At 49.5% G+C, this 22249-nt stretch carries 18 protein-coding genes and 1 pseudogene; 13 read left to right on the forward strand and 6 right to left on the reverse strand.

Translation table 11 applies throughout. The features are described 5' to 3' along the window. Positions 1 to 52: 52 nt before the first annotated feature. A complete protein-coding gene (locus KTG14_RS11995) occupies positions 53 to 1369 on the reverse strand; it encodes a hemolysin family protein (RefSeq protein ID WP_254178139.1) in 1317 nt (438 codons plus the stop codon). 232 nt (positions 1370 to 1601) lie between these two features. Between KTG14_RS11995 and chrA the strand changes: the two genes are divergently transcribed. The 3 genes from chrA to kynB are packed head-to-tail and all read left to right on the forward strand — an operon-like array spanning position 1602 to position 4705. Further along, positions 1602 to 2810 carry a chromate efflux transporter gene (chrA, locus tag KTG14_RS12000; protein WP_216971155.1) on the forward strand — a complete coding sequence of 403 codons (1209 nt, stop codon included), beginning with the start codon at positions 1602 to 1604 and terminating at the stop codon, positions 2808 to 2810. 17 nt (positions 2811 to 2827) lie between these two features. Beyond that, entirely contained in the window at positions 2828 to 4081 is a 1254-nt protein-coding gene (kynU, locus tag KTG14_RS12005) for a kynureninase (protein WP_216971156.1), read from the forward strand. Beyond that, positions 4082 to 4705, forward strand: coding sequence for an arylformamidase (gene kynB, locus KTG14_RS12010; protein ID WP_216971157.1), 624 nt, complete (start codon positions 4082 to 4084; stop codon positions 4703 to 4705). A gap of 46 nt (positions 4706 to 4751) precedes the next feature. Here the strand turns inward: kynB and KTG14_RS12015 are convergent, their stop codons facing one another. Then, on the reverse strand, positions 4752 to 5189 hold the full coding sequence (locus KTG14_RS12015) for a low molecular weight phosphatase family protein (RefSeq protein ID WP_216971158.1): 438 nt from the start codon (positions 5187 to 5189) through the stop codon (positions 4752 to 4754). Positions 5190 to 5360: 171 nt separating this feature from the next. Next, positions 5361 to 5882, reverse strand: coding sequence for a universal stress protein (locus KTG14_RS12020; RefSeq protein WP_216971159.1), 522 nt, complete (start codon positions 5880 to 5882; stop codon positions 5361 to 5363). 519 nt (positions 5883 to 6401) lie between these two features. On the opposite strand from KTG14_RS12020, the gene KTG14_RS12025 reads away from it, so the two are divergent. Both KTG14_RS12025 and KTG14_RS12030 read left to right on the forward strand, forming a co-directional pair. Next, positions 6402 to 8141, forward strand: a complete 1740-nt coding sequence (locus KTG14_RS12025; protein ID WP_216971160.1) for an ABC transporter ATP-binding protein — start codon at positions 6402 to 6404, stop codon at positions 8139 to 8141. Then, a complete protein-coding gene (locus tag KTG14_RS12030) occupies positions 8141 to 9892 on the forward strand; it encodes an ABC transporter ATP-binding protein (protein ID WP_216971161.1) in 1752 nt (583 codons plus the stop codon). The genes KTG14_RS12025 and KTG14_RS12030 overlap by 1 nt, the downstream gene beginning before the upstream one ends. 129 nt (positions 9893 to 10021) lie before the next feature. Here KTG14_RS12030 and KTG14_RS12035 read toward each other — a convergent pair whose 3' ends face one another. Further along, complete coding sequence (locus KTG14_RS12035; RefSeq protein WP_058381306.1) at positions 10022 to 10225, reverse strand: YheE family protein; 204 nt, start codon at positions 10223 to 10225, stop codon at positions 10022 to 10024. Positions 10226 to 10302: 77 nt separating this feature from the next. On the opposite strand from KTG14_RS12035, the gene KTG14_RS12040 reads away from it, so the two are divergent. From KTG14_RS12040 to KTG14_RS12050, 3 genes are all read left to right on the forward strand, one after another. Next, positions 10303 to 11451 (forward strand): DUF445 domain-containing protein, encoded by a 1149-nt coding sequence (locus KTG14_RS12040; protein WP_254178140.1) that lies wholly within the window; start codon positions 10303 to 10305, stop codon positions 11449 to 11451. 13 nt (positions 11452 to 11464) lie between these two features. Continuing rightward, entirely contained in the window at positions 11465 to 11812 is a 348-nt protein-coding gene (locus KTG14_RS12045; protein WP_121301008.1) for a YlbF family regulator, read from the forward strand. 87 nt (positions 11813 to 11899) lie between these two features. Then, entirely contained in the window at positions 11900 to 12679 is a 780-nt protein-coding gene (locus tag KTG14_RS12050; protein ID WP_216971162.1) for an enoyl-CoA hydratase, read from the forward strand. Between the two features lie 497 nt (positions 12680 to 13176). Here KTG14_RS12050 and KTG14_RS12055 read toward each other — a convergent pair whose 3' ends face one another. Then, positions 13177 to 13362 (reverse strand): YhzD family protein, encoded by a 186-nt coding sequence (locus KTG14_RS12055; protein WP_216971163.1) that lies wholly within the window; start codon positions 13360 to 13362, stop codon positions 13177 to 13179. A 124-nt stretch (positions 13363 to 13486) separates the two neighbouring features. Here KTG14_RS12055 and KTG14_RS12060 point away from each other — a divergent pair. The 5 genes and pseudogenes from KTG14_RS12060 to yhaM all read left to right on the forward strand — a co-directional run bounded on the left by KTG14_RS12060 (position 13487) and on the right by yhaM (position 20710). Further along, positions 13487 to 14387 (forward strand): annotated as a pseudogene (locus KTG14_RS12060) (ABC transporter ATP-binding protein). Further along, the gene (locus KTG14_RS12065) at positions 14380 to 15630 is read left to right on the forward strand and encodes an ABC transporter permease (protein ID WP_216971164.1); all 1251 of its coding nucleotides are present in this window, start codon (positions 14380 to 14382) and stop codon (positions 15628 to 15630) included. Before KTG14_RS12060 ends, KTG14_RS12065 begins: the two are co-directional and overlap by 8 nt. Positions 15631 to 15729: 99 nt before the next feature. Further along, positions 15730 to 16944: a metallophosphoesterase family protein gene (locus KTG14_RS12070; RefSeq protein ID WP_216971165.1), complete on the forward strand. Its 1215-nt coding sequence runs from the start codon at positions 15730 to 15732 to the stop codon at positions 16942 to 16944. Further along, a complete protein-coding gene (locus KTG14_RS12075) occupies positions 16941 to 19775 on the forward strand; it encodes an ATP-binding protein (protein WP_216971166.1) in 2835 nt (944 codons plus the stop codon). The genes KTG14_RS12070 and KTG14_RS12075 overlap by 4 nt, the downstream gene beginning before the upstream one ends. Next, positions 19772 to 20710, forward strand: a complete 939-nt coding sequence (gene yhaM, locus KTG14_RS12080; protein ID WP_058381299.1) for a 3'-5' exoribonuclease YhaM — start codon at positions 19772 to 19774, stop codon at positions 20708 to 20710. Before KTG14_RS12075 ends, yhaM begins: the two co-directional genes overlap by 4 nt. A gap of 552 nt (positions 20711 to 21262) precedes the next feature. On the opposite strand, the gene KTG14_RS12085 is transcribed toward yhaM, so the two are convergent. Beyond that, the gene (locus tag KTG14_RS12085; RefSeq protein WP_216971167.1) at positions 21263 to 22189 is read right to left on the reverse strand and encodes a peptidylprolyl isomerase; all 927 of its coding nucleotides are present in this window, start codon (positions 22187 to 22189) and stop codon (positions 21263 to 21265) included. Positions 22190 to 22249 lie beyond the last annotated feature (60 nt).

A 22249-nucleotide genomic window follows, 5' to 3' on the forward strand; every position in this document is an offset into this window, starting at 1 on the left:
TGTGGGGGGAAACGGAAACGACCCTCCAGAGAGGGCCGTATCGCAAATATTATTATACAGGAAGATCTTCAGCAGGTGCTTTTTGAACTTCTAAATAAAGGATATGGTGGCCGTCAACTTCTTGAATGCGGAATTCGTAGCCTTGTTCGATGATTTTCTGGCCTTCGATTGCATCGAAATGCATGTCCATGAACCAGCCCCCAATCGTATCGATGTCTTCTTCATCGATGTTAATTCCCAAAATGGCGTTCACGGTATCGAGCAAAAGTTTAGCATTGAAAATATAGTGGTCTTCGCCAAGCTTTTGGACATCCGGTGCTTCGTCGACATCGAACTCATCCTGGATATCGCCGACGATTTCTTCGAGTATATCTTCAATGGTGACGAGCCCCGAAGTACCGCCGTATTCATCGCGCAAAATGGCCATGTGGATGCGTTCGCGCTGGATCTTCAATAATAGCTCATTGACCGGAATCGTTTCGATGACTTGGATGACCGGCTGGATAAAGGCGGACACCGGCAAATTTCCGGTGTCGGGATTTTTCACATAAGCGCTTAACAAATGCTTCATATTGACAACGCCGAGAACATGGTCTTTGCTGCCGTCCGTAATCGGATAACGCGTAAATTGCTCGATTCCTTCCAGCGTAAATACTTCGCGCAAACTAATATCATGGGCGATTGTGCTCATTTCCATCCGTGGCACCATGATTTCCTTAGCGATGCGCTCATCGAATTCGAAGATGCGGTTGACGTAATCGAATTCAGATACATTGATTTCGCCGCTTTTCAAGCTTTCGGACAACAGCAATTTCAATTCTTCCTCAGTGTGGCCCATTTCGCTGCGCGATAATTTTTGGATGCCGAACAAGGCTGAAATCAAGCGGGCGATAGCGCTGAATAGAAAAATGAATGGAAACATCAGGGCGTAAGAAAAAGTAAGCGGTTTAGCAAGCAAGAGGATGACCTGTTCCGGGTTGCGAATGGCAAAGGTCTTCGGAAACAGCTCGCCGAATATGACCAATAGCAAAGCTACCGCCAGAAATGCCATCAAAAAGCTTATCCAGCCGGCACTTGATGCCGACAACCCGAGATTTCCGGCAATAAAATGCACCGTTTCCTGGACGAGCGCATGGCCAACCCAGCCGAGCCCAAGTACCGATAAGGCGATGCCCACTTGGCAGGCAAATAGATACGTATCGGCCTGTCCCGCAATTTTTACGGCAGCATGCGCTTGTTTTTGATTGTTGGCAATCGATTCGTCAAGACGCGAAGAACGGATATTGACGATTGCGTACTCGCATGCGGAAAAGAATGCGGCAGAACCGATCAAAGCGGCTATCGCTATAATTCGTAAAGGTATGTCCAAATGACTCCTTTGCGCCGGTCCTGTTAGGGAAGGACACAAAGTTTGCACCTCCTGAAAATGAAAGATGGTAGAAATGAGGGCGATGCCCACTAACAAATGCATAATATATTCATGGGGATCCAGTACTGTTTAAAGCAGGTAGAGCTTTTTAAAAGTATACCACCAAAAAGACTAATTATTCAGTGAAAAATATTTACATGGATTTAATATTAAAACGTATAAGCAAACCGTTATGATAGATAAGAATCCAAAAGAGAAAGGGAGATGGATAGTGAATCGAAAAGAACGCTGGATGGAAATCCTGAAAGCCTCGACCAAGCTAGGCTTGACCTCGTTTGGCGGGCCGGCCGCCCATATCGGCTATTTCCGGGATGAATATGTACATAGAAGAAAATGGTTAGACGATAAAGCGTATGCAGACTTGGTGGCGTTATGCCAATTTTTGCCGGGTCCTGCAAGTTCACAAGTCGGCATCTCGATCGGCATGCTGCGCGGAGGGATCATGGGCGGATTTTTATCCTGGCTCGGGTTTACTCTGCCTTCTGTCGTCGCCTTGATGATTTTCGCTATGCTGATTAGCAGCGGTTCGGTCGACATCGCTTGGCTGCAAGGCTTGAAGATCGTTGCAGTCGCGGTCGTCGCGCATGCTTTGCTCGGCATGGGGAAATCACTGACCCCGGATGTTCAGCGGCTGATGATCGCCTTTGGTGCGGCAATCGCCATTTTGCTGGTGCCGACCGCGTGGGCGCAAATCGTCGTCATTCTATTGACGGGCGTCATTGGGTTTTTATTGTACAGGAGAGAACAAGCGCCTGAGGCAGTCAAGCTTGCCTTGACTTTCGGCAAAAAGACCGGCCTCGCCGCGTGGGGAATTTTCGGGGCATTGCTCATCGGCTTGCCGCTTGTGCGCCCGTTCATTGAATCGAGCGCCTTTGCCATTTTTGATATTTTCTACCGCGTCGGGGCAATCGTCTTCGGCGGGGGCCATGTCGTCTTGCCGATGCTTGAGCGTGAAGTCGTGCCACAATGGATGACAGCAGACGCCTTCATCGCGGGATACGGGGCGGCACAGGCTGTTCCAGGTCCATTGTTTACTTTGTCTGCTTATTTGGGTCAGTTGATGAACGGGGCGGGCGGCGTATTGATCGCCGTTATCGCGATGTTTTTGCCGTCATTTCTATTGGTCGTCGGGACACTGCCATTTTGGAGCGTCATCCGCACGAAGCCTGGCATTCAAGCAGCCTTAAAAGGCATCAATGCAGGCGTTGTCGGCATTTTGCTGGCGGCGCTCTATGATCCGGTTTTCACTTCCGCAATCCGTGGTCCGGTCGACTTCGCCATTGCGATTGCTGCCTTCGGAATGTTAGTCTATTTGAAACTGGCTCCGTGGAAAGTCGTTTTGATTACGGCGCTTCTCGGTGCGCTGGCTTATGCTCTATAGAAATGGAGAGATGAGATATGCAAACAGTGGTAGAGAAAGACCAACAAGATCCTTTAGCTAAATTCAAAGAACAGTTTTTTGTAGAACCAGGAACCATTTACATGGACGGGAATTCACTCGGCCTGATGTCAAAGCGGGCTGAAGCAAAGCTGGTTGCGCTGATGGACAGCTGGAAGCAGTTCGGTATCGAAGGCTGGACAGAAGGTGAACACCCTTGGTTTACGCTGGCAGAGACGCTGGGTGAGAAAGCGGCGCCATTGTTCGGCGCGAAAGCACATGAAGTGATGGTCACCGGCTCGATCACGTCGAATATTCACCAGATGCTGTCGACGGTCTATGCGCCGACAGAGGAGCGTTTCGTCATCTTGGTCGACGAGCTGAATTTTCCGTCTGACATTTATGCAGTAGAGAGCCATTTGCGCCTGCGCGGGCAAGATCCAGCCATCGCGATGCGCAAAGTACCAAGCCGCGATGGCTATACGCTCGAGCTGGAAGATATTTTAGCGGAAATGAAAGACGATGTGGCAGTCCTGCTGTTGCCGTCGGTCCTTTACCGAAGCGGGCAATTGCTGCCGCTCCGTGAAATCACAGAAGCCGCGCATGCTAAAGACATTGTCGCAGGATTCGACTTGGCCCACTCAGCAGGCGCTATGCCGCATGACTTGCATGAAGACGGCGTAGATTTTGCTGTCTGGTGCCATTATAAATACATGAATTCAGGTCCCGGCGGTACAGGCGGCTTGTATTTGCATGAACGCCATCACGATTTGAACCCAGGGATAGCCGGCTGGTTCGGTTCGGACAAGGCGAAGCAATTCGACATGGACCATAGCTTCACGAAAGCGGAAGGCGCCGGCGCTTATCAGGTCGGCACGCCGAATATCTTTAGCATGGCACCGCTCATCGGCAGCCTGGAATTATTCGAAGAAGCAGGAATCGAGGAAATCCGCAACAAATCGCTGGAGTTGACGACGATGCTGCGCGAGAGGCTTGCGGCGCTTGTGCCTTCTTTAATAGATGTCACGCCAAAAGCGGATGAGCAGCGCGGCGGCCATATCGCACTCGCGCACCCGGAAGCGGCGCGTATCTGCAAAGCGTTGAAGAAAGCAGGGATCGTTCCGGACTTCCGTGCACCGGATATAATCCGCCTTGCGCCGATCGCTTTTTACACGAGCTTTGAAGATGTCGAGAAAGTGGCCCTTGCCTTGCAGGACATTATTGAGCATGAACTGTATAAAGAATTCAGCAACGAACGAAATGTGGTGGCCTAAATGGCAAAATCGATCATAGACATTTCGATGGCACTGGACAATTCAACTCCTGAATGGCCGGGGGATACGCCGTTTTCCTATCGTTTATCGGTGACGAAAGAAGAGAGCGGCTCGGTGAATATCGGTGAACTCAAGTCAAGTACGCATATCGGCACGCATATCGACGCGCCGTTCCATTATGATGAACATGGCTTGAAGACTGACGAATTGCCGCTTGATGTCTATTTGACGACAGCCCAAGTGATGGACGTATCGGGTCAAGAACATGTGCAATTGGCTGATCTGGATGAGCTCGCGCATGGTGTCAATGCTGTGCTGTTGAAGACGGCTGCATGGCAAGACCGCAGCACGTTTCCTGGCGCTTGGCCGGTATTCGACCCGGCGATCGCCGAATGGATGAAAGACCAAGGCGTCCGCTTGCTCGGCGTCGATGTGCCGTCAGTGGACCCTGAGACGAGCAAAGAGCTGCCGATGCATCATGCGATGAACCGCAACGAGCGCTTTATCTTGGAAGGCATTATGTTGGATGAGGTTGCGCCAGGTGTCTACAAACTTGCTGCATTGCCTTTGAAGATCCGCGGCGGGGAAGGAAGCCCTGTGCGTGCCGTGCTTTACACAGAATAAGGAAAAAGCCGCCATTCGTTTAATGGCGGCTTTTTGGTTATATTTTTTATTGTGTAAGCTGAGACCTGAGAATCGGTTCCATTTGTTTGATATTCATCGCAATGGCATCGCAGACTTCCTGGTATAAAGCCCATTTCTCGTCATTGTCTGTGCTGCGGATCTCGGGATTCGGGATATCCCAGCGCACCAATTTCTGCATCGGCAAATCGTCCGGTATATCAGCTTGCTCGAATTCCCCGTCATGCAAGGCAATAATCAAATCCGCCTGTTTCACTTCGTCCGGATTGTAGACGCGCTGCTCGACTGGCGGAATTTCCAAGATGATTTCTTTTAGGACTTCTATCGGAATGTCGTTGAAAGATGGTTGGTTCCATGCCGCACTTCTGATGTCCCAGTCCGGCAGCATTAAGCGGCTCGCCCAAATTTCAGCCATCAGCCCGCGATGTTGATGTGATGATAGAAAATATACAGTATGTCTCGGCATGGCTGACCCCTTCTTCCTTTCTTTATTTTCCAGCTGGTTTAATTAGTATTCTTTACCCATTTGGGAAATATACCAAACAGATAAATGCAAGATATTCATTTAATTATGTCAAAAATATGTCATAAAAATAAACATCCCCCTCAAGATGGGGGAGTCCACATCCTAGGGGGATCATTTCACCACAAGAACAGTAGAATTCGAATCTTTGATCAGCTTGCTGCTGACAGAACCGACAAAAAATTTCTGCAATCCGGATTTGCCGCTATTGCCGACAATCAATAGATCGACGTTTTGTTCATCGACAAATCCGATGATTGTCTTGATAACCGGCCCTTCTAATGCAAGGACGGAAGCTTCGGCATTTTTGCCGTCAAGCTGCTGCTGAATGGAGTTGTGCATGTGCTTCGAATATTCCGAAGCGCGGGCCGTATCCACTTCCTGCGGCGGCCGGTAGCCATCGTCGCCGATTCCCTGGGGCATGAATTGTGCATACGAACTGTCGACATTTGCAGAAGTAACTGGTGCGGAAGCGCGTCCGACATCCATATAGCCTGTGCGTTCTTGCGCTTCTTCGTTGACATAAATGACTGTTAGTTTAGTGCCTGGAAGAATCTTGGAAAGTTCTATGCCTTTCTCCAGTGCCAGTCGGCTGCCTTCCGACCCGTCATATGCAATTGCAATATTCTTGTACATGTCTTTCACCGCCTCAATTTGCTGTTATTCTCTTGTTCCCCTAAATATTGTAGTCGCAAACCTTTCGTGTACAACTGACGGTGTCTAGGGGAGTAGCAGTACGACTTTTGGCTGAATTGTCATTTTAGTTCAAAATAGCTTGACAATTCAAAAAAACGAGTGGTACTCTTGAACTAACAAATATTTGGAAAAGGAGGTTTGGACAATGAAAAAAATTCAAAAGGCATTGAAAACCAATTGCATAGCATTGCCAGGCACTCCGATGATTTTTCATTGTTATTTACTTCGTGACTAGAAATATTCGGGTTGGGTCTGTGCATCCAGTCCTATTTTCAAGAGCGCATGCCTGAAAACAGGTATGCGCTCTTTTTGTGTGGTTTAAACAGCCTGGCTGCTTAAATAAATAATCGAAACTAAGGGAGAGAAGCATTATGGAAAAGCGTCATGTGAAAAAAGCACTGATCAAGGAATCGCTTGAAGGCGATTAGCCAAACTGAAAATGGAAAGAAGGCGTAATGCATGTTTGATGTTTTATGGAAATTAAAATGGTTTTTTAAAGAAAACTGGCTGCGCTATACAATCGCAGTGGTGCTCTTATTTGTAGCGAATATCCTCGAGATCGTCCCGCCATGGCTGATTGGGGTAGCGATCGACGCCATCGCCCAGCAGGAGCTGACCAGTGAACTGCTGTGGCAGTATGTGGTCGTTTTACTGGTAGCGATGGTGCTGGCTTATGTCATTAATTTCGTCTGGCAATACCAATTATTCGGCGGGGCGTATGTCATCGAACGGCAGTTGCGCTCGAGTTTAATGGGGCATTTCCTCAAGATGACGCCGACTTTTTATGAAAAGAACCGGACGGGTGATTTGATGGCCCGTTCGACTAATGATTTAAAGGCGATTTCCGAGACGGCAGGATTCGGGATCTTGACACTTGTTGATTCGACTTTATACATGGCAACAATTGTCGTGGCGATGGGGATTCTCGTCTCTTGGGAATTGACGTTTTTAGCCATTTTGCCATTGCCGGTCCTCGCGATTGTCGTCCAATTGCTTGGCAAGAAAATCCACGAGCGCTATACCTTGGCGCAGGACGCGTTCGGTGATATGAATGACAGCGTCTTGGAATCGGTCGGCGGCGTCCGAGTCGTCAGAGCTTACGTGCAGGAACGTTCATCTGAAAAGGAATTCCAAGACATGACGCAAGATGTCTATGAAAAGAACATGGCAGTCGAGCGCATCGATGCGCTGTTCGCGCCAGTAACAAAAGTATTGACGGGCATCAGTTATGTCATAGGCCTCGGCTATGGTGCGTTTCTAGTTTCCGAAGGGACGATGACTTTGGGCGATTTAGTCGCTTTCAACGTTTATCTCGGCATGATCGTCTGGCCGATGTTTGCGATTGGTGAATTGATCAATATCCTGCAGCGCGGCAACGCATCGATCGACCGTGTAAATGAAACTTTGGATTACGAGGAAGACGTGGTCGACCCGAAAACGACAAAAGAAACCGGGAACCCAGATCACATCGGATTCCGCGATTTCGGCTTCACGTACCCACAGTCGACATCGATCAACCTGCAAGGTATTAATTTATCGATGAACAGCGGGCAGACGCTCGGCATCGTCGGCAAGACAGGGAGCGGCAAAACGACATTCGTCAAACAGCTGCTGAAGGAATACCCGACAGGCGAAGGGTCCTTGACGATGAACGGCATTGAAATCAACGAACTGAGCAAGGCGCAATTGCGTGATTGGGTAGGCTATGTCCCGCAGGATCATGTCCTATTTTCGCGCACCATCCTCGAGAATATCTTGTTCGGGAAAGCGGATGCAACGGAAGAGGAAGTGTCCGAAGCCATCAAGCTGTCCTATTTCGAGAAGGATTTGGCAATGCTGCCGAACGGTCTCGAAACGCTAGTTGGGGAAAAAGGCGTCGCGCTATCGGGCGGGCAAAAGCAGCGCATTTCCATTGCGCGGGCAATCATCAAAAATCCGGAAATTCTCATTTTGGATGATTCCCTATCGGCGGTCGATGCCAAGACGGAAGCCAAGATTATCGAGAACATCCAACGTGAACGGGCAGGCAAAACAACAATCATCACGACGCACCGATTGTCTGCCGTCAAACACGCCGATTGGATTGTCGTGCTGGATGATGGGCGCATCATCGAAGAAGGCACGCACGAAAAATTAGTGGCAAAACAAGGCTGGTATCATGAACAATTCCTCCGCCAGCAAATCGGGGAGGTGCAATAATGGGAACAGGAAAACGATTAACGAACTATGCATTGCAATTTAAGAGCGTTATCATCTGGGGCTTGGTGTTTCTGGCGATTGCGGTAGCCGCCGATCTAGCAGCGCCTTTGATCGCTATGGAAATTATCGATGAACACATCTCAGGTGCTGGAGCCATTGAATTTGGCCCGATTGCACAGCTATTGGCCTTGTTCTTCGGCTTATCGATCGTTACGGCCGTGTTTCGCTACCTGCAGTATATTTTGCTGCAAAAAGGTGCGAACCGCGTTATCCGTAAAATGAGAACCGATGTTTTCGAACAGGTCCAACGCTTGCCAATCAGCTATTTCGATAATTTGCCGGCAGGAAAAGTGGTCGCGCGCATCACCAATGACACCGAAGCGATCCGCGAGTTGTTCGTTACGGTGCTTGCACAATTTGCGACGAGCTTCATGTATATGGCCGGCATCTATGCTGCTCTCTTTTATCTAGACTGGCGCATGGCGGCGATTGCCTTCGTGCTCGTGCCGCTGTTGTATGGATGGATGCTCATTTACCGGAAATATGCCTCGAATTTCAATCATATCGTCCGGGAAAAAGTCAGTGAGATGAATGCCATGATCAATGAATCGATTCAAGGCATGAGCATCATTCAGGCGTTCCGCCGCGAGAAGCAGATGAAAGGTGAATTTGAAGAACTCAACCAAAAGCACTTCAAATTCCAGCAGAAATTATTGGTGCTAGAAGCAGCCGCCTCGCATAATATGGTCGGCGTCTTGCGCTCGATAATCTTCGTATTATTTATCTGGTACTTCGGCGGGGCTTCCATGACCGGCAATACGGTTGTCACAGTCGGCGTGCTGTACGCATTTGTCGATTACATCATCCGGCTGTTCAATCCGATCAGCGGCATCGTCAATCAATTCAGCCGCTTAGAACAATCACTCGTGGCAGCTGAGCGTGTATTCCGCTTGCTCGACCGGCCAGGTGAGCCGGTCAGCGATGAGCGGGTCGAGCGCTATCAAGGAAATGTGAGTTTTGAACATGTATGGTTTGCATACAAAGAAGAGGACTATGTTTTGAAGGATTTATCTTTCGAAGCGAAACAAGGGGAGACTGTCGCACTTGTCGGGCATACAGGATCAGGGAAAAGTTCGATCATGAACTTGCTGTTCCGCTTTTACGATGCGACAAAAGGGCAGATTTTAATCGACGGCGTCAATGTCAATGACCTGCCGAGGCAGGCGGTGCGTGAACACATGGGCATCGTGCTGCAGGACCCGTATTTGTTCACCGGTACGATCGAATCCAATATAACGCTTGGAGACGAACGCGTCAGCCGCGAAAAAGCAGAAGCGGCACTTGCAGCAGTTGGCGGCGAGCGCGTCACGAAGCATTTGCCGAATGGCATCGACGAGCCGGTTGTAGAAAAAGGCAGTACGCTTTCTTCAGGGCAGCGCCAGCTCGTGTCATTTGCCCGGGCACTGGCATTCGATCCGGCGATTTTGATCCTGGATGAAGCCACATCGAATATCGATACCGAAACAGAGGAAATCATCCAGCATGCGATGGATGTCTTGAAGAAAGGCCGGACGACGTTCATCATTGCCCACCGCTTGTCGACCATCAAGAATGCAGACCGCATCTTGGTGCTAGACCGGGGCGAAATTGCGGAGTCTGGCACGCACGATCAATTGATGGATCATGATGGCATTTATCGCCAGATGTACCGCATTCAATCAGGGATGGCTTCTACCCAGAACGTTGGGTAAGGGGGCCACCCTTTTTTTCTTTATAAGAGGAAGCAATTCGCTATTGTTGTGAAACAGGCGGCTCTATCTTTATAATATAGCTACGGCTCACGGTGACAATGAAAAAAGCGCCGAAACTTTTCCGGCGCTTCAGTCGTATACATGATAGAGCATCAGCTCATGGACCATCTTTTTAATGGCTTCCTCGTCCTGTGGCGGAGCGGATTGCCACACAATCGAGCCGTCCGGATGATACTCGCCGCGAATGCGTTCATTGCGGTAAAAGAATGAGATGTTCCAGCCGGGCAGCCGGCTGTCCTCGAACATCGGCTTGAATTTAAAATGCTGCAGCATTGGAATCCCCCTTTGATCGTCTCTTTCCATTATAGGGGAAGCGGCGCAATAGACAAAGAAGAAATGAGTGACCTTAGTTGAATATTCTACTGACATTAATGCTGATGGCCTTGATTGGTGCCTTAATTGGCGGCATGACCAACCATTTGGCGATCAAAATGCTGTTCTGGCCATACGAAGCGAAATACATCGGCAAGTTTCGCCTGCCGTTTACGCCAGGGCTGATTCCGAAGCGACGGGATGAATTGTCGCGCCAGCTCGGCCGTACCGTGGTCGAACATTTACTGACGCCGGAAACGTTTAAGAAGCGATTTTTCAATGAGGCGATGCATAAGAAAACCGAGAATTGGCTCAATCGCCAATTGGACTTGCATCTGTTTTCCTCGCCCCGCACGTTCAATGAATGGCTGGACCTTGCCAATCAACAAGATATTGATAGAAAGATTGAAGCGAAGCTCGACGGGTTGGTTGACCGCAACCGGGATGCTGTCGAAGCATATATTGCCGGCAAAACGGTCAGGGAGTTGCTGCCGGAAGCTTGGAAGCCGGGAATCGAAGAAAAAATCTTTGGCGGTGTTAAATACGCCATCGACAGGGGCTCGGATTATTTCGCATCTCCTGCAGGACGCCAGACCGTCAAAAGTTTATTGGATGAATTTTTGGTGTCGCGCGGCCGCTTCGGCACAGTGCTTCATAATTTATTCGGCGATTCGCAGTCTATTACGAACAAGACCCAATCAGAAATCATCAAATTCCTCAACTCGCCAAAAACTTTCGAGCTGCTTGGCACATTGGCATTCCGCGAATGGGAAAAGCTCCAGGATAAGCAGGCAGATGAGCTCTTGAAGGAATTTGATGCAGAACCGGCAATTGCATCCATCAAGCAATATGTCCGCGACCAAGCAGGCATTTCCGCAAGACTAGACACATCACTTGCAGAGACATGGCCTCGGGGGTTAGAATGGACAAGTGTCAATATTACGCCTCTCATTACGGACTTCGCGTTTGAAATGGGAGAGCAGAAGTTAGAAGAGGCCATATTGAAAATCGACATGGAAAATATGGTCAAGCAGCAAGTCGATTCTCTGCCGCTCAGCCGATTGGAAGAATTGGTGCTTGGGATTTCACGGAGAGAATTCAAGATGATCACGGTACTGGGCGCATTTCTGGGGGGCTTTATCGGCATATTCCAGGGTTTGCTCGTCACGGTGCTGAATTTAGGGTAGAGGAGAGATTTACATGGCAGTAAACATTTATGACGACATCAACAAATTAGAATCATCGTTCCGTTCAACAGAGGAATTTCAAAAACTTCAAGAAGCGGTTGCACAAGTAACGGCAGATAGCGAAGCGAACGAATTGTTCAAGAAATTCCGCGACTTGCAAGTTACATTGCAGCAAAAACAACAGCAAGGTGAAGAGATTACTGAAGAAGAAATGATGGGGGCTCAAGCGACTGCACAAGCAGCTCAGGAAAACCCGAAAATCTTGTCTATGCTTGAAGCTGAAATGGCACTTAGCCAAATGATCGAAGAAGTAAACCGTGTTTTGATCAAGCCAGTGCAAGAACTTTATGAAAGCATGTAATTCTTAACAAAAAAGGATTTTAGAAAAAGACACCGAATACGTAAAGATGAATGATAATTCATTTTTACGAAGGGGTGTCTTTTTCTTATGTATCAAACGATTATGCTGAAAAAAAATGGGCGTTTGGCTTACTTGGTGCTGAACCGTCCGGATTCAATGAATGCCATGAACGCGAAAATGATGGGGGAGCTTGCGGATTGCTTCGAAAGCTTGAAAAATGACCATTCGGTGCACGCGCTGATTATTTACGGGACGGGGCGTGCTTTTTCGGCCGGTGGCGATATCAAGGAAATGGTCAATCCCGACAATCCGATGGATATCGATGCGGTCATGGAAGATGTCAGCCGCTTAGCGAGAGCTCTTTACACGCTGCCTCAAGTCACGATTGCCGCTGTCCATGGCGCCTCTGCAGGGCTCGGCTTCAGCATGGCGCTTGCCTGCGACCATGTGGTAGCGGAAGAAAGCAGCAAATTAGCGATGAATTTCATCGGTATTGGGCTGATCCCGGACGGAGGCGGCCATTTCTTCTTGAAAGAACGTGTCGGAGTGCCAAGGGCGAAGCAATTGATTTGGGCAGGGCAAGTGCTAAAAGCGCATGACGCCCTCGCCAAAGGCTTGATCGAAGAAGTGACGGCGGAAGGCAGGGGCTTGGAGCAAGCGGAGAAATATGCGCATGAAGTGCTCGCTTCTCCGGTAGCAGCGATGCTGAAATCGAAAGAAATCTTGCACGGCATGAAGCTAGCCGAGTTGGATGAAGTGCTGGCAGGTGAAGCGGCAGGTCAATCGGCGATGCGTAAAACGGCAGACCATATCGAAGGCATACAAGCCTTCGTCGAAAAGCGCAAACCTGCTTTTAAAGGAAAATGAAAAGAATGGCGGGTTTCCGCCATTCTTCACAGGCTGTCGAGAAAGGTTAGAAGACGTATTTTCCGAAGCTTATTGCTCGCTTTCCGTGGGGCGGGAATCGAGCCTCCTCAGCCGCTATCGAAACCCTTGTGCTCAACTCTCACTTCGTTCGAGTATCGCAAATGACTGAACTCAGCACTGCTTCGCTCATTCATTGCCTGCGGGGTCTCTCAAACCCGTCGCTTCGCTGCTCCCACAGGAAAGATAAGATCGAACTATGTGAGAGCTTATCTTTGCGAAGTAATGCGCAGCATTATTGAGCAGAAGGTTTTACGAGCAAACGCTTCTCCAAATACTTAGACAGAACATTGATTTTGAATGTAGAATATATGATCTCCTTATTGTTCATAGTGGAACACGAACTTCTTCAACACTTTGAAAAGCATGGCGGGTTTCCGCCATGCTTTTTTTTGCAGCAAAATGGATCAAAAGAAAAAACACGGCGACTGCCGTGTTTTTTAGGTATGGAACAACAAGAGTTTGCCAGCTGGCGATGCGAGCCGGTGGGTTTTTTCGGTCAGCGCTTTTTCTTCGAGCAGCGCACGGCCTTTTTCTTTTGCTTCATCATCGTTTTCGGCAGTGAAAGTTTCTTCTTCGATCAATTTGCCGGTTTTTTCGAAAGCAGTTAATTTATAAGTTCTCATATTCGGCACCCCTTTCTGAACGGATATTCAGTTTCAGTATAAAGGGTTTAAGTGGAAATGTCCTGCAGTTTTGAAACATTTCGACTTCGCTGCCGTATATAAAGGTGGAAAGGGGAAGTTAATAATGACTTTATCGATTAGAAATGCAACAAAACGATTTGGTAGTTTTACAGCTGTAGATGATATTTCCCTCGATGTCGCTGAAGGACAAATGCATGGCTTTCTCGGGGCAAACGGGGCTGGCAAGACGACAACTTTTCGCATGGCGCTTGGATTGCTTACACCGACACAAGGCGAGGTGCTATGGCAAGGGCGCCGCATCAGCTACGCAGACAGCCCGGATATTGGTTATTTACCGGAAGAACGCGGCTTGTACCCGAAGATGAAAGTACAGGATCAACTTGTCTATTTGGCAAGGCTGCGGCGCATGGATAAAAAACAGGCGGAACAAGGTGCTAAGGATTGGCTGGAGCGCTTTGAAGTGCCCCATTACGCCAATAAAAAAGTGGAAGAATTATCGAAAGGCAATCAGCAGAAAATCCAGTTGATCGCGTCTCTATTACATAACCCAAAACTATTGATTTTGGACGAGCCGTTTTCCGGGCTGGATCCTGTCAATGTGGAAATGCTGAAAAAAAGCGATACTCGATTTTCAAAAGCAAGGGGCGACCATTGTCTTCTCGAGCCACCGCATGGACCATGTCGAAGAATTATGCGACGACATGAGTATCTTGGACAAAGGGAAGGTGGTTGTCCACGGCTCGATACGGGAAGTGAAGCGCACATTCGGCAAACAGAACGTCCGCATCCACACAGACGCCGATATCACAGCGCTCAGTGAATTACCAGGCGTCGAGAAATTCACCCCTCAGCGAAGTGGCGGCGTATTCCGCATTGCAGATGAAGCGGTCGGCCAAGATTTGCTCGCCCGTGCCTTAGAGCTCGGACCTGTGCGCCAGTTTGCGTTAGAAGAGCCAAGCCTCGAAGAGATTTTCATTGAAAAGGTGGGGCGTGCCCATGTATAGTTTCTGGATCATTTTCAAACAGGCATTCAAAACGAAAGCGATGACGAAGTCGTTCATGATCACCACGCTGGTCGTTGTCGCTTCATTTTTCCTGCTGGCAAATCTACCATCGATCATCGAGTCATTCGATGGAGACGATAATTCACAGCAAACGCTTCAAGTGGTGGATGAAACGGGGCAGTATACGGAAGCCTTGCAAGCGCAGCTCGACCAGCAAGACAGCGCCATTCAATTAGAAGCGAGTGCGCTTTCTGAAGAACAATTGAGGGCGGATGTGGAAGCAGGCGAAATGGATGCTTTTCTTGTTCTCGAGGGCGATGATGGCATTACTGCCCGTTATATAGCGGAGTCCGCCACTGAATCGGCTCAAGCGGCAGAAGTTGAAAACGCGCTCCAGAGCTTGCAGACGGCAAGGGTAGCCGAGCAGCTGGAGCTCGAAGAAACGGAGCTTGCCCAGTTGTTTGCGCCAGTTGAAATGGAGCGGGAAGCGCTTGCCGAATCTTCCAAATCACAGGAAGAATTAAGCCAAGCGCGCGGCCTCGTCTATATTTTAATCATGGTCATCTATATCGCGGTTATTTACTATCCGAATATGATCGCCATGGAAGTAGCGAACGAAAAATCCTCGCGCGTCATGGAAATTTTGATTTCCAGCGTCTCGCCGGTCAAGCATATGTTTGCGAAGATTGCAGGCATCGGCTCGCTCGGCATTTTGCAGATGATGATTTTCGCAGTTGCCGGCTATTTAGCAATTCAAAGTTCAGGCTCGGACCTGACGGAAGGTGTATTTAGCGTCATGGGCTTTTCGGAAGTGAAATTCAGTACGTTCTTCTACGCGATCCTGTTCTTTTTGCTGGGCTATTTCCTCTACGCCGTGCTTGCGGCGTTGCTCGGCTCGCTCGTCAGCCGGACTGAGGACGTTCAGCAGTTGATGCTGCCAATGATGATTTTAATCATCATTGCCTCATTCATCGCGTTCTCAGGCATCTCTATGCCGGAAGCAGGTTATGTAACGGTCGCTTCCTATATTCCGTTTTTCGCGCCGCTCGTCATGTTCTTGCGTGTCGGCCTGCTGGATATTCCGTTATGGGAACCGCTATTGTCGATTGCGATCATGCTGTTGACGATCGGCATACTCGGCTGGTTTGGTGCCCGCGTTTACCGCGGCGGTGTCTTGATGTACGGCTCATCGCAGTCGCTGAAAGATATCCGCCGGGCAATCAAGCTTGGCAACGAGAAATAATAAAGATACTGCTTACGGGAAGTTTCCGTAGGCAGTTTTTTTTCGCTCACGGAAATGGTAAGATAAGAACAAATATTCGCTTTTGAAAAGGGGATCACGATGGCAAGCATTCGATTTATCCACAGTGCTGATTTACATCTCGGCAGCCCGTTCAGCGGCATGAAAAGCTTGGGTGCCGAGCAATGGAAAACATTGCAGAACAGCACATTGGCCGCTTTTGGACGGTTAATGTCCTATACGCTTGAAACGCGGCCTGATTTTTTATTGATTGTTGGGGACATCTACGACGGGGAAGACCGCAATCTGCGCGCTCAGCACCGGTTTCAACAAGGCATGGAGCAATTGCATGAAGCGGGCATCCCGGTTATTTTAAGCCATGGCAACCACGATCATTTAAGTGGGGGGGCGGCTAGTTTTGAACTACCGCCGAATGTCCATGTGTTCCAAGACAGCGTAGAAAATATCGCGCTAGAAGTGAGAGGCGCAATGGTGAAAATTGCCGGGTTTAGCTACGGGCGCCGTCATGTCACGGAATCGATGATTGAACAATATCCAAGAAAAGAAGCCGGCGTCATCCAGCTCGGCATGCTCCACGGCTCTGAGGAAAGCGATACAGAGCACGCCGTATATGCGCCGTTCCGCAAAGAACAATTGCTGGCCAAGAACTACGACTATTGGGCGCTCGGCCACATCCATAAACGGCAGCAGTTATCGATGGATCCGCCAATTGTCTATCCCGGCAATCTGCAAGGGCGAAACAGGAAAGAATCCGGCCCCAAAGGCTTTTATGAGGTTGCGCTGACGGATGGCCATGCCAACTTGAAATTCATTGCGGCGGAAGCGGTGCGCTTTGAACGGATCACAATCAATTGCAGCAGCGTCCAGCATATGAACGAATTATTCAGCATTGCTAAAGAACAGCTTGAAGCGCATGACGCCGAGGCGCTCGTCGCAGAACTGGAGCTCCAAAATCTGGACGAGGCAACTATTCATATGCTTGAAGATATCCCGAATGCAGAGCTTGTCCACGCTCTACGTGAAGCACTTAGTGAGGAAGAGCGTTTCGTCCATATATCCAAGGTTCAGCTGGACAGAAATATCCTCTCAGAGGAGTTATCACCTTTTGGCAAACAGCTAGCCAGCCGATTGGAAAGCTGGGAGGCGAACGACTGGAAACAGGCGCTGAAGGAACTATACAACCACCCGAGAAGCGGTCGCTTCCTGCCGCAGCTGGACGACGGTCTGCAAGATGAGTTAAGGGCAGAAGCGGAAGCTAAAATCCGCAAGATGATGGCATTGGGGGACCAGCGATGAAACTAGAAAAACTGATCATTTACGGTTTTGGCCGCCATGAAAACAGGACCATCGAGCTAAACAAACCGATCTCCGTTTTCTACGGAATGAATGAAGCGGGCAAAACGACCATCCAGCAATTTGTCTTGCAGATGCTATTCGGTTTTTCTGCACGCAGCCAGCCGCATAAACGCTACGAACCAAAAGCAGGCGGCAAATACGGCGGCCAGCTGCAGCTGAGCGATCGCATTTATGGCCGTGTCGTGATTGAACGGATAGCCGGAAAATCGGCAGGCGATGTGACGGTCTGGTTTGAAGACGGACGCCGCGGAGGCGAGGCGGAGCTTTCGGAGCTATTAAGAGGATATGACAGGGCGTCCTATGAAGCGATTTATTCGTTCTCTGTCCATGAACTCCAGGATCTCGACCAAATGACCGAACAGGAGCTGACGCGCACGCTATTGTCCTCCGGGACTGCCGGTGTCGACCATGCCGGGAAAATGGAAAGCCAGCTCGAACGCGAAATGGGTGAGCTATTCAAGAAAACAGGGAAATTGCCGCTAATCAACCGTTTGACAGAAGAACTGAGGGAACTTGAAGCGGAGTTGCGCGAATATAAACTGCGTGCGGACACTTTCCGACCGGCAACTGAGCGGCTGGAGCACATTAAGCAGCGTTTGGTGGAGCTTGGCCACGCCGAGAGCCTCCTCATTCAAGACATCAAAGAAGCTGAGAAATGGCAGCAAGCAGCCCCCTTGTTGGCGCGCAAGCAGCAACTCGAGCGCTTGGCGGAAAACGGCCCGGTGAATTTCCCGGAAGCAGGCATCCGCCAGTATGAACGCCTCCTCGACCAGAAAAACGAATTACAGGCCGAAGCAGCTTTTCTTGAAAATGAAATCAATCGCTTGGAGCCGATCGGCGAGTTGCTTGAAACAGATTCGCTATCGGACCTGCTCGGACGTGAAGCCGAATGGCATCAGCTGAATTCTTCATTGAAAGTGAAACAAGAAGAGTGCAGCCGATTGCAGGATGAACTCGGCCGTTTACTGAAATTATGCGGGATGAGCAAAGAGCAGGCACTACTCTCCGATGCATCTCTTGAACAGGAAGAGCGATTGAAGACCGTGTTGGATGCGCTGCAAACTGCTGAACAAGAACAAGCTTTCGGGCAGCGCCGATTGGCAGAAGAACGGCAACGGCTGTCAGAAGCTGAACACGCTTTAAAACAATACCTTGAAGCGGAGCCTCCCGAAGAACAGCGGCAGCTTGCAGAACAATGGGCCGACATCGAGCCGCAGCTGGCATTAGCTAAAGCACAGCAAAAACGGCAAACGGGAACGGCTGCCACTAATCGCCTAGCCCAATTTCTGCTAGGCGCCATAGGAGTTGCCGGCTTGATCGTCGCTGTGGTTTCTGCAGACGCTTTTACGGGGCTGCTTGCGGCTATGGCACTGGGTGCAGCAGTGTGGCTCTGGTTGCGCGACAGGAAATCATCGAAAGGCAGCACAGATGGTCTAGTGGAACGCTACGGGGGTCAAGAAGCACAATACGAAGCTTTGCTCATCAAGCTAGCGGAATACGATAAAGGGCTTGATGAACGCTTTGACACGATCGAGTCAAGCAAGCGGAGAATGGCTTCGCTGCCGCAGACAGACAGCAGTGAGGAATTGCAGGAATACCGGCGATTGCTGCAATCGCTCGGTTTTCCGGAAGAAACTTCACGCGCTACCGTCCTCACGTTATTTGATAAATTGCGCGATGTGCATGCAACCGCTAGCCGGCTGGAGCGCATCACCGAAGAAATAGGGAATTTGGAAGGCGAGCGAGAAGCATGGCTAAAACAGGCGCAGGAGGCATGCGGCAAACCCGCAAGTGCAAGCAATGTCATCAGCGTGCTTCGTGCCGAATGGGAAGTGCGACAGCAGAAACTCCAGCACGCCGGAAAAATCCGCGAGAAAAATCAGCAGCTAGCGGAACAATCCAGAAAATGCGCCGAGCGATTGGCCAAGCTTTCCGAAGCGATGGATGAACTGTTCAAAAGGGCGGCAGTGGAAGATGAGGATTCATTTTACCGCGCTGCCAAACTATCGGAACAAGCAAGGTCCGCACAGGAGCAATTGCAAATGATCCAGTCGCAGCTTTCTGCTATCGGAGAAGTGGAAAAGCCTGCTGCGCTCGGCGATGAGGAAGAGAGCGAAGAACAATTTCTCGAGCATTCGCAGCAACAACTGGATAAGTTGCAGGGTGAACGCCAGTCGTTATGGGAAGAACAAGCAGACAAACTTCAATTGACGAAACATTTATTATCGGACGAAGGACATTCGATGAAACTTCAGGAACTGCAAGCGAAACAAGCGGAGTTCCAGGACGCGGCTAAGGAATGGGCCGTCAACCGTGCAATCGTTGAAGTGTTCAAGCAGACGATGGATGAATTGAAAGAAACGAAGCTGCCGGCAGTACTAAAGCTTTCGGAATCGTATTTCACCCAATTGACAGGCGGCGAGTATGTTCGCTTGCTGCTCAGCCAGGATGGGAACTTTGAAGCGCTGCGGAAAGACGGCTTGCGCTTCCGCATCATCGAGCTTAGCCAGGCGACGAAAGAGCAAGCATATTTGGCACTGCGCTTTGCGCTGGCATCTTCTTTGAAGGAATCTCATCCGTTTCCGCTCATCATGGATGATCCGTTCGTCCATTTTGATCGCCGAAGAAGCCAGCAAGTGATAAAATTAGTGGAAGAGCTGCAGGCAGACCATCAGTTCATTTATTTCACATGCCACGAAGCGATGCGGCAAGCTTGGCCAAGTGCCCAGCAAGTCGACGTGGCGAATCCTGAAAGGAGCATCCAAGCATGACAAAAGGAATTACAACCCGCGCTGTCGGGGAGACAGTCGATGATTTTCTTCTGATCAAACAATCGGTCAAAGGCGTCACGACGACCGGCAACCCATTCATGTCACTCGTTCTGCAGGACAAGAGCGGTGACATCGAGGCAAAGCTATGGGACACAAAAGACGAACATGAACGGATGTATGCGGCAGAGACAATTGTCAGAGTCGGCGGGGAGATCCATAATTACCGCGGCAAAAACCAGCTGCGCATCAAAAGCATCCGCCCGGCAAAACCGGAAGAGAACTTGACGATTGCCGAGTTTTTGCCTTCGGCGGCGCAAAGTGCGGATGAATTGCACGAAGAAGTGACAAAGTTCCTGTTCGAGATGGAAAACCCGCAAATCCAGCGCATCACGCGCCATATCCTGAAGAAATACCAGCAGCAATTCCTGACCTTCCCGGCCGCGACGCGCAATCACCACGATTATGTATCTGGCCTTGCGGATCATGTCGTCTCGATGCTCAAGCTCGGGAAAGCGATTTGCGAAGTGTATCCGAGCTTGGACAAGGATTTATTGTATTCGGGAATCATTCTCCACGACATCGGCAAAGTCTTTGAACTTTCAGGGCCGGTCGCGACGACTTATACTGTAGAAGGCAATCTGCTCGGCCATATCTCGATCATGGTGACCGAAATCGCAAAAGCGGCGGAAGAGCTCGGCATCGAAGGGGAAGAAGTCATGGTCCTCCAACATATCGTGTTGTCGCATCACGGCAAGGAAGAATGGGGCAGCCCGAAAAAGCCGATGATAAAAGAGGCGGAAATCCTCCATTATATCGACAATATTGATGCAAAAATGATGATGCTCGACCGTGTGCTCGGCAAAACGAAAGAAGGCGAGTTCTCAGAACGCGTCTTCGCACTCGATAACCGCTCATTCTACAAGCCGAAACTATAATGCAGAAATAAAGGAGGGGGGCTATTCGAAAATCTGATGACAGGGCTTTCGGAAACGCCCCTCTTTTTATACTTAGTATATTACTGATGTCCATTACGACGGACGCTTTCCGCGGGCATGGCCTCAGCCGCTTCGTCGCTGGCGCTCCTGCAGGGTCTTCGGCTCATGTCGCTCCGTCGCTTTGCTCCGTCACTGCTCCCGCAGGAGTCGCCGTCTCTATTTCCATCACGAACCTCTTCCATATATAAAAACCCCCGACAAAGATGTCGGGGGTTTTGCAGAGTGTTGAAGAAGTCCATAAATCCATTGCGAATTAGAATGGAGTGGTATTTCTACATTCAATAATCCATGATCTTTCTAAGTATTTGGAGAAGTGTTCGCTCGACTCCTACGGGATCAGCGGGTTTGAGAGACCCCGCAGGAACGAAGTGACGAGGAGGCTCGATTCCCGCCCCGAGGAAAGCGAGCGATAAGCTTCGGAAAATACGGCTTCTTGCCTTTCTCGACAGCCTGAAAAAACCCCCGACAAAGATGTCGGGGGTTTTGTTTTGCTTATTCGGCCGGAGTTTCTTCCGTTTCTTCAATTGGTGCTCCTTCTTCTGGAGCCGGTTCTGTATTGAGGATTTCATCTAATGCGCCTTCAAGTTCTTCATCTTTGATGTCGATATTGGCTTCTTCCATCAAAGCTGCGACTTTCGGAAGCAGTGTGGATTGATCCGCTTTGGCCATGGCGATTTCAGAACGTAAAGCTTCACGCTGGTCTTCAAGTGGCTCTTGGCCTTCGACTTCACGTTTTTCAGTCACTTGGATAATGTGGAAACCGTGCTGGGACTGGACAGGTTCGCTGATTTCATCGACTTCAAGAGAATAAGCCGCGTCTTCGAATTCAGGAACCATAGCGCCTGTGCCGAACCAATCAAGAGAACCGCCGTTAGCGGCAGATCCTGGGTCAGTGGAGTATTCTTCCGCCAGTTCAGCGAAATCACCGCCATCGTAAAGTTTTGTTTTCACTTCGTTGGCTGTTTCTTCATCCGCAACTAAGATATGACGCGCATTCAATTCAGTTCCTTGGCGTTCGTACCGCTGCTCGATTTCTTCATCCGTCACTTCGACGTCTTCCGTCAATGCTTTTTCCTGAAGCAAGTTCAGGCGAATGACTTTTTTATAGCTTTCTTCTGTATGGTTGTTTTGAGCGAGAAATTGTTCGAAGTTTTCGCCCATCTCTTCTTTATTGCTCTCAAGCTCCGCTTCCACTTCTTCATCAGATACTTCGTAGTTTGCACCCAATACTTTTTCAATCATCAGGATTTGAATGGCTTGATCGCCGACTGAGGTTTTCATCTCTTCGTAAAGTTCTTCTTTTGTCACGTCTCCCGCATCGGAAGTGACGAGCACTTCGCTATCGGAACCATTGTCGCTGCATGCAGAAAGTGCAAGAACCGCTGCCGCGATGGAAAGGGTAAAGGCTGATTTCTTCATCAATGTTCGCTCCTAACTTTCTTTCAATCTAAGTTGAATTTATAAGTGTGGGCTGTTGAT

This window comes from Planococcus sp. CP5-4_YE (assembly GCF_019042655.1).
GTDB lineage: Bacteria > Bacillota > Bacilli > Bacillales_A > Planococcaceae > Planococcus.

Bases quoted from the DNA above. Each gene is read 5' to 3' on its own strand.
- KTG14_RS12070 (WP_216971165.1), top strand. From the start codon at position 15,730: ATGGCAAGCATTCGATTTATCCACAGTGCTGATTTACATCTCGGCAGC.
- KTG14_RS12085 (WP_216971167.1), bottom strand. From the start codon at position 22,189: ATGAAGAAATCAGCCTTTACCCTTTCCATCGCGGCAGCGGTTCTTGCA.
- KTG14_RS12050 (WP_216971162.1), top strand. From the start codon at position 11,900: ATGTATCAAACGATTATGCTGAAAAAAAATGGGCGTTTGGCTTACTTG.
- KTG14_RS12075 (WP_216971166.1), top strand. From the start codon at position 16,941: ATGAAACTAGAAAAACTGATCATTTACGGTTTTGGCCGCCATGAAAAC.
- kynU (WP_216971156.1), top strand. From the start codon at position 2,828: ATGCAAACAGTGGTAGAGAAAGACCAACAAGATCCTTTAGCTAAATTC.
- KTG14_RS12035 (WP_058381306.1), bottom strand. From the start codon at position 10,225: ATGCTGCAGCATTTTAAATTCAAGCCGATGTTCGAGGACAGCCGGCTG.
- KTG14_RS12020 (WP_216971159.1), bottom strand. From the start codon at position 5,882: ATGTACAAGAATATTGCAATTGCATATGACGGGTCGGAAGGCAGCCGA.
- KTG14_RS12065 (WP_216971164.1), top strand. From the start codon at position 14,380: ATGTATAGTTTCTGGATCATTTTCAAACAGGCATTCAAAACGAAAGCG.
- yhaM (WP_058381299.1), top strand. From the start codon at position 19,772: ATGACAAAAGGAATTACAACCCGCGCTGTCGGGGAGACAGTCGATGAT.
- chrA (WP_216971155.1), top strand. From the start codon at position 1,602: ATGATAGATAAGAATCCAAAAGAGAAAGGGAGATGGATAGTGAATCGA.
- KTG14_RS12030 (WP_216971161.1), top strand. From the start codon at position 8,141: ATGGGAACAGGAAAACGATTAACGAACTATGCATTGCAATTTAAGAGC.
- KTG14_RS12025 (WP_216971160.1), top strand. From the start codon at position 6,402: ATGTTTGATGTTTTATGGAAATTAAAATGGTTTTTTAAAGAAAACTGG.
- KTG14_RS12045 (WP_121301008.1), top strand. From the start codon at position 11,465: ATGGCAGTAAACATTTATGACGACATCAACAAATTAGAATCATCGTTC.
- kynB (WP_216971157.1), top strand. From the start codon at position 4,082: ATGGCAAAATCGATCATAGACATTTCGATGGCACTGGACAATTCAACT.
- KTG14_RS12015 (WP_216971158.1), bottom strand. From the start codon at position 5,189: ATGCCGAGACATACTGTATATTTTCTATCATCACATCAACATCGCGGG.
- KTG14_RS12055 (WP_216971163.1), bottom strand. From the start codon at position 13,362: ATGAGAACTTATAAATTAACTGCTTTCGAAAAAACCGGCAAATTGATC.